Source organism: Undibacterium sp. FW305-107, assembly GCF_058788535.1.
On the sequence record NZ_JBYTAV010000002.1, the window covers coordinates 290478 to 304050 of the forward strand.

The 13573-nt window shown below is 51.1% G+C and carries 9 protein-coding genes and 1 tRNA gene; 5 read left to right on the top strand and 5 right to left on the bottom strand.

Annotation, left to right across the window (positions count from 1 at the left end):
- Positions 1–166: 166 nt before the first annotated feature.
- Both AC3WQT_RS05435 and AC3WQT_RS05440 read right to left on the bottom strand, forming a co-directional pair.
- A tRNA-Asn gene (locus AC3WQT_RS05435) sits at positions 167–242 on the bottom strand.
- A gap of 59 nt (positions 243–301) precedes the next feature.
- On the bottom strand, positions 302–1516 hold the full coding sequence (locus AC3WQT_RS05440; RefSeq protein ID WP_492702784.1) for an amino acid aminotransferase: 1215 nt from the start codon (positions 1514–1516) through the stop codon (positions 302–304).
- 98 nt (positions 1517–1614) lie between these two features.
- On the opposite strand from AC3WQT_RS05440, the gene uvrB reads away from it, so the two are divergent.
- On the top strand, positions 1615–3711 hold the full coding sequence (gene uvrB, locus AC3WQT_RS05445; RefSeq protein ID WP_492702785.1) for an excinuclease ABC subunit UvrB: 2097 nt from the start codon (positions 1615–1617) through the stop codon (positions 3709–3711).
- Positions 3712–4175: 464 nt separating this feature from the next.
- Here the strand turns inward: uvrB and AC3WQT_RS05450 are convergent, their stop codons facing one another.
- The gene (locus tag AC3WQT_RS05450; protein ID WP_492702786.1) at positions 4176–5489 is read right to left on the bottom strand and encodes a GGDEF domain-containing protein; all 1314 of its coding nucleotides are present in this window, start codon (positions 5487–5489) and stop codon (positions 4176–4178) included.
- A gap of 239 nt (positions 5490–5728) precedes the next feature.
- Between AC3WQT_RS05450 and AC3WQT_RS05455 the strand changes: the two genes are divergently transcribed.
- The 4 genes from AC3WQT_RS05455 (at position 5729) to AC3WQT_RS05470 (ending at position 8310) form a co-directional block, all read left to right on the top strand.
- A complete protein-coding gene (locus AC3WQT_RS05455; protein ID WP_492702787.1) occupies positions 5729–6310 on the top strand; it encodes a DJ-1/PfpI family protein in 582 nt (193 codons plus the stop codon).
- 82 nt (positions 6311–6392) lie between these two features.
- Positions 6393–6737: a ribbon-helix-helix domain-containing protein gene (locus AC3WQT_RS05460; protein ID WP_492702788.1), complete on the top strand. Its 345-nt coding sequence runs from the start codon at positions 6393–6395 to the stop codon at positions 6735–6737.
- 151 nt (positions 6738–6888) lie between these two features.
- Positions 6889–7473, top strand: a complete 585-nt coding sequence (locus AC3WQT_RS05465; RefSeq protein ID WP_492702789.1) for a TetR/AcrR family transcriptional regulator — start codon at positions 6889–6891, stop codon at positions 7471–7473.
- Positions 7474–7533: 60 nt separating this feature from the next.
- Positions 7534–8310, top strand: a complete 777-nt coding sequence (locus AC3WQT_RS05470; protein WP_492703117.1) for an SDR family NAD(P)-dependent oxidoreductase — start codon at positions 7534–7536, stop codon at positions 8308–8310.
- 80 nt (positions 8311–8390) lie between these two features.
- Here AC3WQT_RS05470 and cphA read toward each other — a convergent pair whose 3' ends face one another.
- Together cphA and AC3WQT_RS05480 are read right to left on the bottom strand one after the other, a co-directional pair.
- Positions 8391–10961 carry a cyanophycin synthetase gene (gene cphA / locus AC3WQT_RS05475; protein WP_492702790.1) on the bottom strand — a complete coding sequence of 857 codons (2571 nt, stop codon included), beginning with the start codon at positions 10959–10961 and terminating at the stop codon, positions 8391–8393.
- Between the two features lie 176 nt (positions 10962–11137).
- Positions 11138–13315: a cyanophycin synthetase gene (locus AC3WQT_RS05480; protein WP_492702791.1), complete on the bottom strand. Its 2178-nt coding sequence runs from the start codon at positions 13313–13315 to the stop codon at positions 11138–11140.
- Between the last annotated feature and the right edge of the window lie 258 nt (positions 13316–13573).

A 13573-nucleotide genomic window follows, 5' to 3' on the forward strand; every position in this document is an offset into this window, starting at 1 on the left:
CCCGACCTGGACTCGAACCAGGGACCTGCGGATTAACAGTCCGTCGCTCTACCGACTGAGCTATCAGGGAATAGAAGATTTGATGATCTTCGTTAAACTTTATAAACTATTACTTATTTCGTTCGTAGTGATTTTTTGTTAAGTTCACTACTTACTTCGAATTCTGTGGCTCCCCGACCTGGACTCGAACCAGGGACCTGCGGATTAACAGTCCGTCGCTCTACCGACTGAGCTATCAGGGAACAGAGACAAAAATTATATTCGCTCACCCCTGATTTGTCAATACGCAAGTCTGATCGAATTACAGAACCTTGGAAATTGCCTCAATAACGTTGTTTATATTCTTGTTATTGAGGGCAGCTACGCAGATGCGCCCTGTATCAACAGCGTAGATGGAATTGTTATCACGCAATTTGCCAACCTGTTCTTTGGTCAGGCCAGAGTACGAAAACATGCCGCGCTGCTGGATCACAAAATCAAAGTCATGGCCTGGAGCCTGTTCCTTGAGCTTGCTGACAAAGGCGGTGCGCATTTCGCGTATGCGTACGCGCATGCCTGCCAGTTCTTCTTCCCACAACTGACGCAGTTCTGGTGTTGCCAGCACGGTTGCTACTACCTGGCCACCGTGGGTAGGTGGGTTGGAGTAGTTGGTGCGGATCACGCGTTTCAGTTGCGACATGATGCGTGCGGCTTCTTCTGCGCTGGAGGCAGCAATGCTCAGTGCGCCGACACGTTCACCATACAGGGAGAAGGATTTGGAAAAAGAATTGGAGACAAACAGGGCGCCACCAGCTTCAGCAAAGCGACGTACTACCTTGCCATCTGCTTCAATACCATCGCCAAAGCCCTGGTAAGCCATGTCGAGGAAAGGGATGAGGTTGCGCTGGGCAACCACGGCAATCACTTCTGTCCATTGGTCATCGGTCAGGTCAGCACCAGTAGGATTGTGGCAGCAGGCGTGCAACAATACGATAGAGCCTTCTGGCATGGATTTCAACGCATCCAGCATGCCTGCGAAATTAACGCCGCGTGTCGCTGCATCATAGTAAGGATACGAGTTGACTTTAAAACCAGCTGATTCAAACAGGGCACGATGGTTTTCCCAACTTGGGTCGCTGATCCATACTTCAGAATTTGGCGTGAAGCGTTGCAGGAAGTCAGCACCCAGCTTCAGTGCGCCGGTACCGCCGATAGCCTGGGCAGTAATTGCACGTTTTTCCTTGACTACCGCGCTATCGGCACCAAATACCAGTTCCTGCACTGCTTTATCATAAGCTGCCAGGCCTTCGATAGGCAGGTAAGTACGTGGGGCAAATTTTTCCATCAAAATAGCTTCCGCTTTTTTGACACATTCCAGCAATGGCACCTTGCCATTGTCATCATAATATACGCCTACACCCAGATTGACCTTGGCAGGGTTCTGGTCAGCATTAAAGGCTTCAGTGATGCCCAGGATAGGGTCGCGGGGGGCCATTTCTATGGCAGAAAACAGGGGGGAAGAAGCGGGAGCAGTCATCGTGATAATATTGAAATATTTGTCGTTGCCGACAGTAAAGGTTGGAATGAGGCAGATTGCAAAGTACAGCCACCTATTTTAGCAAAGGTAATCGCATCATGGCCGTAGCACCAGTTAATTCAACAGCTTTGTCAGAACAGCTGGACGAATCAAAATTTATCAGTTTCCCTGATTCACCTTATCAGTTGTATCAAATGTTCCAGCCAGCAGGTGATCAGCCAGCGGCAATTGCACAATTGGTCGAGGGTATCAGTGACGGTTTGTTTTTTCAGACACTGCTGGGAGTGACGGGGTCGGGTAAGACTTACACGATGGCAAACGTGATCGCCAGGACAGGTAGGCCGGCCATCATTTTTGCACCTAATAAAACCCTGGCAGCACAGTTGTACAGTGAGTTCAGGGAATTCTTTCCACGCAATGCGGTGGAGTATTTTGTCAGTTATTACGATTACTATCAACCAGAAGCGTACGTGCCGCAGCGTGACTTGTTCATTGAGAAAGATTCTGCCATCAATGAACATATAGAACAGATGCGCCTGTCGTGTACCAAATCGCTGATGGAAAGACGTGATGTCATCATTGTGGCAACAGTCTCAGCTATCTATGGTATCGGTAACCCGAATGAATACCACAAAATGATCCTGACGCTACGTGCGAAAGATAAGGTCAGCCAGCGTGATGTCATTGCCCGTCTGATACAGATGCAGTACAAGCGTAATGAGGTTGATTTTGGACGCGGTACTTTCCGTGTACGTGGTGACACCATTGATATCTTCCCGGCAGAACATGCCGAAATGGCTGTGCGCGTGGAAATGTTCGATGATGAAATCGAAAACCTGCAATTGTTTGATCCACTGACCGGACGCATCAAGCAAAAAATACCGCGCTTTACTGTCTATCCAAGTTCGCATTATGTGACGCCGCGCGAAACGGTCTTGCGTGCCATTGATACCATCAAGGAAGAATTGCGTGAACGCCTCGACTTCTTCCGCCGCGAAAACAAACTGATCGAAGAGCAGCGCATAGAACAGCGTACTCGCTTTGACCTGGAAATGATGGCCGAGATTGGTTTCACCAAGGGTATTGAAAATTACTCGCGTCACCTGAGCGGTGCACAAGCGGGTGAGCCGCCACCGACCCTGGTCGATTACCTGCCAGCAGATGCGCTGATGTTCCTGGACGAATCACATGTACTGACAGGCCAGTTGAATGGGATGTACAACGGCGACAGGGCGCGTAAAACCAACCTGGTTGATTATGGCTTCCGCCTTCCATCAGCGCTGGATAACCGCCCATTGAAGTTTGCTGAATTTGAAAGCAAGCTACGCCAGACCGTATTTGTTTCAGCCACGCCAGGTGATTATGAAGACCAGCATTCTGACCAGACGGTAGAACAACTGGTCAGGCCTACTGGCCTGGTTGACCCGGAAATTGAAGTGCGTCCGGCCCTGACGCAGGTCGATGATTTGATGAACCAGATTATCGAGCGCGTGAAAAAACACGAGCGCGTACTGGTCACCACTTTGACCAAGCGCATGTCTGAGCAGTTAACCGAATTCCTCAACGAAAACGGCATCAAGGTGCGTTACTTGCATAGCGATATTGATACAGTAGAACGGGTAGAAATTATCCGCGATCTGCGGCTCGGCACATTTGATGTGCTGGTCGGTATCAACCTGCTGCGCGAAGGTCTGGATATTCCTGAAGTGTCATTGGTGGCTATACTTGACGCGGACAAAGAAGGTTTCCTGCGTTCTGAACGCAGCCTCATTCAGACGATAGGCCGCGCTGCGCGTAACCTGAATGGCAAAGCAATTTTGTATGCCGACAAGGTAACCGATTCCATGCGCCGCGCCATGGGTGAAACCGAGCGCCGTCGTAATAAACAGCTGGCCTTCAATCTGGCCAATAATATTACCCCGGTAGGCATACGCAAACAGATCAAGGACATCATCGACGGCGTCTACAATCCGCAAGAGGCGAGGGAAGAGCTGGCAGTAGCGCAAGAGCAGGCGCGTTACGAGGTCATGAGCGAGAAGCAGATCAGCCGCGAAATCAAGCGTCTTGAAAAACTCATGCTCGATCATGCCAAGAACCTGGAGTTTGAAAAAGCTGCCCAGGTCAGGGATCAGTTAGCGCATGTCAAGGAACAATTGTTTGGGGCGGGTGGGCATGATTCTGTTCAGGTACTTTGATGTCGCTTGCCTATGTTGAAACAGCGTGAATTCCGGCCTGTTCATCCGTGGAGAAAACCAGTCTTGCGGATGAACAAGACTGAGTTAAAGCGCCAATTGACCAGGGTATTGATACTTGAGTACAGGAACGCAATGAAGAAACCTTTTCCGCAGTGGGGATGGGAAAAGCCTGTATCAACGCACCAGTTGCGCAGGAGGCGTTTTCGTCTCGCGAGACAATATGTTTTGCTATATGAGCCTGTAAGCGCGCTTGTTTTTAAAAGATGTCTTCCACGTGGAAATGAGTGGCAAGGGACAGGGAAATTACTCTCATTACCTGTTTTTTCGTGAAAGGTGGATGTGTGGGCTTCATTTCGTAGGTTGGGCTACGTCTCATCAGCCCAACACTTGGCCTCAGCAAACGTGTACGTTATTTAAACGCCGAGTGTTGGGCTGATAAACCGTAGCCCAACCTACAGGATGAATTATTTACCGCTGACACAAATCTGATTCCGCCCACCTTGCTTGGCCAGATACAGCATCGCATCTGCCTGCAAAAACATGGCATTCTCGGTATTCCAGGTCGGGAAATCAGCGACACCGCCGCTGAAGCTGAAGTTTTTATTTTCGCCTGGCTTGACTTCAAAGACGATTTTGCCAAAGGCTTCACGCATGGCGTCGAGTTTTTGTTTGCCTTGTGCTGGTGTACAGTCCCAGAAAACCACGACAAACTCTTCACCGCCAAAACGGCTCAGCAAATCCTGCTCTCCCAACTGTGCAGACAAGACCAACGATAAACGCTTGATGACGATGTCGCCAAAATAATGACCCCAGGTGTCATTGATGATTTTGAATTTGTCGATATCGATGATGCCGTAGGCCAGTGGTTTGTTTTCACTATTGGCGCGGCGTATCCATTCCTGGGCTTTCTTTTGCAAACCGACTTTATTGAGCAAGCCAGTGGCGCGGTCGCGGCTGATCAAGTCTTTGCTGGCGCGGATTTTATTGACACGGTTCAGTAACTGGCGTGTCAGCACATCGGCGTCACTGGGGATCAGTATTTCGTCGAAACCACTATACAGTGCACGCCTGGCCATTTCCGGGTCGGGGCGGCTTTGCAGCAGGATGATTTCACGGCTGGGGTCAAATTCTATATTTTTTTTCAAAACCCGCACCAGGGCTTCAGTCTGTAAATATTGTGCTTCATCAATGAGGACGATATCTGGCTGGGTTTCCTTGACGCGCAAGTGTAATGAACGGGGATCAGGATTGTGCAATAAATCTATATGATTCTCTGCCATCAATGCGGTATCCAGTGAAGACAGTTCACCGCAATGGATGATGGTATTGGTTTCACCGCGCTTTTGGCGGGCGAAGATATTGAACAGCTTGTCGACCAGCACTTCATTGGTGATGGGCTTTTCCGCATAGGCCATGCAATTGCTGTCGACCAGTTTTTGTTGCAACAAAAAGCGCTCGCCCTGGCGCACGGTTTGCAGGTAGATATAGCTTTGATCATCTGGCAGGCGCTGCAGCAAATCGCTGAGGAACATGGTCTGGCGACGGGTGTGCTGCATGTCTTCCTGCATGTTGTGCAACACGTCGAGGTCAATCACGAACAGATCATGACCTTCGGAAGATTGGACTGCCTTTACAAAACCGCTCATCTGGTCAAAAAACAGAATGTCGAAGTCGTACTTGTGGGCACCGATCAATAACTCTTCTTTGTTATCGATGATGAAGAAAGTCTGCGCAAGCAGCAATACCCGATTTTTGTACAGCGGTCCTGCTTCTGCCATGTTGTCTCCAGGCTATAAACGATTCTCACCCCGTGTTATCTAATTCCAGAGCATGATTTGATTTTATACGAGTTCTTGTTACTGTTTGATTAATAAGTCACAAAATATTGATAAGAATGCGCAAAACATAGTTAATTTCTGTGCGGCAATTTCTGGTGAATGTAGTAACCAGTCATTACCTGTGATCATGAAATTTGTTTAACAATGGGGCTCCTTCAAACCAAGATTCAGGAGACATCATGGCAGCCAAAAAAATCCTTATGCTGGTCGGTGATTTTGTAGAAGACTATGAGGCCATGGTGCCTTTTCAAAGCCTGCTGGCAGTAGGGCATGCAGTGCACGCAGTGTGCCCGGACAAAAAGCCTGGTGACTATGTTGCCACTGCCATCCACGACTTTGAAGGGCAGCAGACATATACAGAAAAGCCTGGCCATCGTTTCAGCATCACCCACGATTTTGCCAGTATCAAGGCGCAAGATTATGATGCCTTGCTGATACCTGGCGGCAGGGCACCTGAATACCTGCGTCTGAATCCACAAGTGATTGCTATCGTTCAACACTTTGCGCAAGCAAATAAACCGATAGCAGCAGTTTGTCATGGGGCACAGATTTTGGCGGCCGCCAAAGTGCTCGAAGGTATCAAGTGCTCGGCTTATCCTGCTTGCCAGCCAGAAGTAGAGGCAGCAGGCGGCCATTATGCAAATATCGCTGTGACCGATGCTGTCACGGACAAGAATTTTGTGACTGCACCCGCATGGCCTGCACATCCAGCCTGGATAGGGCAGTTCCTGCAATTGCTGGGTACTGAAATCAGGTTGTAAGCATTGATGGCTAAGCTTGCAAATCAGGCAAGTGCCGTATAATCGTCAGGAAATTACTTCTTGACGATATGCGGGAGGAAATATGTGTGAAATTTTTGTGAAAGCCGACCCTGGCTTGTATGAATCCAGGTCACGTTCCCTGCGTTTGCATGGTGTGGTGACTTCCATCCGGCTGGAAAAGATATTCTGGTCGGTACTGGAAGAGATCGCCGTGCGTGATGGTATGAATACCAATCAACTCATCACCAAGCTTTATGATGAGTTGATTGCCTATCGCGGCCATATCGACAATTTCTCATCCTTCCTGCGGGTTTGCTGTTTGCGCTACACCTCGCTGATGCTGGATGGCGAAATCACGACTGACAAACATTTACCACTTGCTGGCTTGCATAATGCCAAAACGGAACCTAAGGGTTTTCTGATTTGATTTCCCTATCCATGTCTGTGCGTGACGGCTATTTGCATGAACATGTCAAAAAGCTGCTTGACACAACAATTCGCTGTCTTTATGATGCCTACCAACTAGAAGGTAAATTATGCGGGGCTGTAATTGACGCCTTATTCTGAACAGGTAGCACATGAAGCATTTTTTAGAAATGTCGCCAATGGCTGAGCGCATCCTTGATGCTGCCCAGGGCTTGATACAGCAACAAGGTTACAACGGTTTTTCCTACGACGATGTGGCCAAGCTGGTTGGTATCAAAAAACCCAGTATTCATCATCATTTCCCCAAGAAAGAGGATCTGGTGGCAGTGCTGGTGCAGCGCTACACGCATAGTTTTCGCGGTGAATTGCTGAACATGGAAGGGCGGTACGCCAGCCCTATAGAAAGGCTGGCTGCTTATGCGGCAGTGTTTGAGCAAACTTTCAATCGTGACAGGCGTCTTTGTGTTTGCGGCATGCTTGGGGCAGAGTCTGGGTCACTCCCTGAATCTGCTGCTGATGAAGTTGCCAGCTTCTTCAAGGTCAATCTGGATTGGCTGACCCGGATGATGGGCGATGCTCAAACTGCAGGGTTGATCAAATCTAACTGTGCCGCTGAGTCTTTGGCGCAAGCTTATTTGAGTGCACTGGAGGGGGCTATGGTACTGGGGCGTGGCATGCGTACCGTGCAAGGGCCGGCAGATATAGCGCAAACTTTTCTTTCCACTGTGTCAGCCTGAGGCTGGCATTTTTTTAAAACCAATACCTACCAATTAGTAGGTAGATAAACGAGGCATATGATGAGCACAGATTTTGAAGGTAAAAAATTACTGGTAATAGGCGGCACTAGCGGTATGGGTCTGGAAACAGCACGCATAGTCTTATCCCGAGGTGGCAAGGTCGTCATCGTTGGTAATCGCAAGGACAAGGCTGAGGCGGCACAGCAGCAGTTGTCAGCGTTGGGTGAGGTCTCCGTATTTACTGCGAACCTGTTCAGGACAGAAGAAGTACAGCAACTCTTGAAAAAAATCGATGAAGCGCACAAGGACATCAATCTTTTACTGAATGCCGCAGGCATATTTGCACCCAAGGCATTTCTTGAGCATAGCGAAAGTGACTACGATCAATATCAGGCTTTGAACAAGGCCTTGTTCTTTATCACCCAAAAGATTGCTGCCAACATGATTGCCAGTGGTAAGCCTGGGTCTATCGTGAATATAGGTTCGATGTGGGCAAAGCAGGCGATTGCGGCGACGCCATCTTCTGCCTATTCGATGGCAAAAGCAGGCATACATTCTCTGACACAGCATCTGGCCATGGAACTCGCTTCCAGCAATATCCGCGTAAATGCAGTATCGCCAGCGGTGGTGGAAACGCCTGTCTATGAAAGCTTCATACCGAAGGCAGATATTCCTGCGGCTTTGCAGGGTTTCAATGGTTTCCACCCTATAGGTCGCATCGGCACGCCACAGGATGTGGCAGAAGCGATTGCTTTCTTGCTGTCAGATAAGGCTTCCTGGGTAACAGGGGCAATCTGGGATGTAGATGGCGGTGTGATGGCGGGGCGTAATACCTGAAGAAATCAGGAATAAAAAATGCCGGTCAGTTCTGTAAATGAACTGGCCGGCATTTTTCGTTTCTTTAGTCTTGTTGGAGCTTAACCCGCTGCAACACGCTTGGCGATATGCGCCAGTGCCTCTTCTACCTGGTCAATCAGGATCAGGCAGAGATCACCTGCTTCCAGTCTGTCCATGGCCAAGTCAATCGCAATGAATTCACCATTGATTTCGTCTATGCGTGAGGTTTTTGTTGCCTGTTTCAATCCTTCACGCAAGAGGGCGACAACTTCACCGTCTGCACGGCCACGCTGACATTGATCCTGGTAGAGCACCACGTCATCAAAGGATTCACCGAGGATTTCAGTCTGCTGGCGTATGTCCTGATCACGTCTGTCACCGGCACCGCTGATGACAACAGAGCGGCGCTTGGCTGGCATGGTTTCGACTGCGCGTACCAGCGCCAGTATCGCATCCGGGTTGTGGCCGTAATCAGCAATCAGTGTCGCACCACGGAAGTTGAAGACATTGAAACGGCCAGGCGCATTGTCGGCTTCATTGGCAAAAGACTTCAAGCCTGCACGTATGCTGTCCCAGTCAATATTAATTGCCCAGGCTGCGGCAACGGATGCCATGACATTTTCTACCTGGAAGCCTATGCTGCCATTACGGGTGATAGGGATATCTGCAAGCGGCACACTATGGCGCGTTTTGCCCTCCGCGGCGATCAGATGGCCGTTTTCTATATATACGACGCGCTTGCCCTGGGCCCTGTGTGTTGCCATGACGGGATGCTGGTGGTCTGCGGCAAAGAAGATGACGGCAGATGGGCAATTGCTGGCCATGGCGGCAACAATAGGGTCAGCCGCGTTCAACACCGCATAGCCGTTGTCTGCAACGTTTTGCACGATAACGCGTTTCAATACAGCCAGGTCTTCTACCGTGGTGATGTAATTCAAGCCAAGGTGGTCGCCAGAACCTATGTTGGTGACGACGGCAACCTGGCAACGGTCATAGGCCAGGCCTTCACGCAAGACACCGCCACGTGCTGTTTCAAACACGGCTGCGTCGACATCAGGATGGGACAAGACATTGCGGGCGCTGCGCGGGCCGCTGCAATCACCACTGTCAATCTGACGGCCTGCAACATACACACCATCCGTATTGGTCATGCCTGTACGCAAGCCGCTGGCTGTCAGCAGATGCGCAATCAGGCGTACTGTCGTGGTTTTGCCATTTGTACCGGTGACAGCAATGATAGGGATGCGGCCATCGTCATTGTCATCAAACATGGAGGCAATAATCGCTTCACCGACCTGGCGGCCTTTGCCAAAAGAAGGGGATAGGTGCATGCGCAAACCTGGCGCCGCATTGACTTCAACGATGCCGCCATTTTGCTGTTCTATCGGCTTCAAGACGCTGTCGCAAACCAGGTCAACGCCACAAATATCGAGGCCTACCATTTGTGCTGCGGCTACTGCGCGGGCGGCGACTTCAGGGTGCACATCATCTGTCACATCGGTCGCTGCGCCACCAGTAGAGAGATTGGCATTATTACGCAATACCACGCGCTGGCCCTTGGGCGGGATGGAGTCAGCCACAAAACCCTGCTTGGCAAGGCTGGCCAGGGCGATATCGTCAAAACGTATCTTGGTCAGGGACGTGGAGTGACCACTGCCACGGCGCGGGTCTTTATTGACTTGCTCAACCAGTTCACGCACGCTTTGCTTGCCATCGCCCACTACTTGCGGCGGGTCACGGCGGGCAGCAGCGACCAGCTTGTTGCCCACCACCAGCAGGCGGAAGTCATTGCCGGGCAAGAAGCGCTCGACCAGAATGTCATCACGGAATTCGCTGGCAGCATGGAAGCCTGCATCCAGTTGTTCGCGTGTCGTAACGTTGACGGTCACGCCTTTACCCTGATTCCCATCCTTGGGTTTGACCACCACAGGTAGGCCGACTTCAAGGGCGGCTTGCCAGGCATCATCGGGGTCGGATACGGAACGTCCCAAAGGTACAGGCACGCCAGCGGCATGCAAAAGCTTCTTGGTCAGCTCCTTATCTTGCGCAATGGCTTCTGCAATGGCGCTGGTGCCATCCATTTCTGCTGCCTGTATCTTGCGCTGGCGGCTACCCCAGCCAAAAGCAACCAGGCTGCCATCCGTCAGGCGGCGGTAAGGGATATTGCGGGCAACGGCGGCATTCACGATGGAGCCAGTAGATGGCCCCAGGCGCACGTCTTCATCAAGATCGCGCAATTGTTCGAGCGCAGCAGGCAGGTCAAAGGCCTGGTCTTTCAGTGCAGCATTGATGATTTTTTCTGCCAGTTCTACTGCCAGGCGACCAACGGCTTCTTCTGAATACTCAATGACGACCTGGAAAATACCCGCTTCCAGGGTTTGCGTGGTGCGGCTGAATGTGACCGGGCAACCGGCTTCTGCCTGCAGGCCCAGGGTCAGCAATTCAAACACATGGGCCATGGGGATGGCATCATCATGGCCCGTCGGCTGCAAAATGCTGAGTTGCGGGAACAGGGCGCGCAAACGGTCTTCAAATCCGTTCAGGCCGGCAATTGACATCTCTTCATTTGTGCAGGCAACAATCGCTTCTACGGCCGTATGGTGGCTCCAGAGATTGGGACCGCGCAGGGCACGGATGCGTGATACTTCCATAAAACTTAATCCTGTTGAAAAGGGCGTCAAACGAGGGTGTACTGATTTTTACAGCCTGAGCATGCAAGCACCAGAAATCACACCATCAGATAAATAGCAAATTCTAAGAGTAAACAATATATCTTGTATTTGTGCGGAAGCCAGATTTGGCATCCGCACTATGATGCTTAATGCAATCAGTAAGACGCTTTCTTGCTGGAATCAAACGTCCTGAGACCTGCACCGATGAGCTCTGGTGTGATGTTCAGTGCCCATGCCGCAGCAACAGCAGCAAGTACACTTTCCGCCTGGGCGACCTTGGCAGGCTTGAGTGAACTCAGCGGCAATAAAGCAGTTTCAGTTTCGCCATCTGCCAGCACGATATTGTCATCACGCAAAAATACTACACGCTCACCAAGGGCGCGATGATTGACGATGGCTTCGAGCGACGGATCCTTGCCATAAAAAATAACCTTGCCATCGCAGAGCTCAGCCAGGTCTGCCACGGCAGGGTCGGCAGCATTCAATACCGCGACGCCGTCAGGCAAAATGACATCCACCTGGGTACGCAAGACTTTGCGCATCTGGTCCGGGCTGTCTATGTAATAAGCGCCAAGGTCGGCATGCCCATCCAGGTCGGTAACAACGCCAACCGCGCATTTGTCATAGGCCAGGCCATCGCTGAGCATGGCTTTGGCATTGGTTTCAAATACGGCGGCTTCTACGGAACGGTTGATCAGCAGTCTCTGGCCAGCTTCCCAGTTCGCGCAATCACCATCTGTGACCAGGCGCTTGTTCAGGAACAGGCCTTGGGCGCAGGCGACACCGGTTTCCTTGCCGCTGATATTGATCAGGGCACCGATCAGGCGCGCAATCAGGCTGCAGCCCTTGGTACCGGCAACGCCGACGATGCTGATACGGCCACTTTCATCTGGCGCAAACAAATGATTGATGATGGCTTTGCCGACAGGACGGCCTTCGCCATTGGCAGGTTTGATATGGGCCAGCAAGCCTGGACTGGCATTGACTTCAATAATTGCTGCACCTTGTTCTGTCATGGGACGGGAAATGTCTTCGGCCACCAGATCAACACCTGCGATATCCAGGCCAACGATACGTGCAGCCAATGTCGCAGCATAGGCGATATCAGGATGAATTTTATCGGTGACGTCGAGTGCGACGTTACCGTTTGGCTGTATCAATACTTTTTGTCCCGCCAGCGGGATGGAGTTGGCATCCATGCCCTGGCGTTTTAATTCGAGAATGATTTCTGCGCCTGCTGCCGGGTCCAGCGCATTCAGCGGGCAGTCTTCCGTCGTGCCACGGCGTGGGTCGGTATTGATCTGGTCATCAACCAGTTCAGTAATATTCGACTTGCCATTGCCAGTCACCCACAGTGATTCACCTTTGCCGACTGCAACGACCTGGTTGCCGACAACCAGCACGCGATGCTCATCACCTGTCACAAAGCGCTCGACGATGACGCTCTTGCTATCACCCTTGCGGGACGCCAGTTCATAGGCCGCAACCACGTCTTCCTTGCTCATCAGGTTCAGCGAAACACCGCGGCCATGGTTGCCGTCATAAGGTTTGATGACGACGGGCAGGCCGATGTCCTGTGCTTCTTCCCAGGCTTCATCAGCACTACGCACGAGGGAGCCTTCAGGGACAGCTACGCCGCAAGATTGCAGCAGAGTCTTGGTCAGGTCCTTGTCGCTGGCGATACTTTCAGCAATGGCGCTGGTACGGTCAGTTTCTGCTGTCCAGATGCGGCGTTGGGCAGCACCATGGCCCAGTTGCACCAGATTGCCATCTGTCAGACGTATTGATGGAATGCGGCGTTCTGTCGCTGCATCAACGATGCTGGCCGTACTTGGGCCCAGGCAGCGGTCATCCACCAGTTCACGCAATTCTGTGACCTTGGTTTGCAGGTCAAAAGGCTGGTCTTCAATCGCTGCCATCAGCAAGTCACGGCCAATTTGCAGCGCTGCGCGGCCTACCTGTTCTTCACGGGTACGGAAAGCCATTTTATAGACGCCGACCGCATTGGTAGAGCGGGTCTGGCCAAATCCGGTACGCATGCCAGCCAGGTTTTGCAATTCAAGTACAACATGTTCAAGTATGTGACCAGACCAGGTGCCTTCACGCAGGCGCTCCAGAAATCCGCCACGCTCACCGACACCGCAACGGTGCTCTATGATGCCGGGCAACCAGGTCGTCAGGCGTTCATACAGGCCGGGGATTTTATTCGATGGAAATTCTTCCAGCGCACCAATATCCAGCACTGCTTCAATGACAGGGCGGTAAGTCCAGATATTCGGGCCACGCAAGTGCGTTGCGCTGAGAATGCGGATGTCTTTCTTGTTTGTTGTCATGTATATAAACTTTTATAAGCCGGGTTTATGCAGACCAGGTCTTGTCATTTTAGAGCGTTTCTTCGTTTTCCCTGAATGAGCCACATCTTTAGCTGTTTGAACTAATCCCCGATTTCCCTGGCTTGGGAAAATATTGTCATAGCTACAATGGCACCATGTATATCACATTGAAAGCGGCTGTGAAAGGCACGCTTGCTGATATACTTGCGCGCCAGCGCAAAAGCAGTTCATCCTCTTGATCAGAGTTATCTGATTATT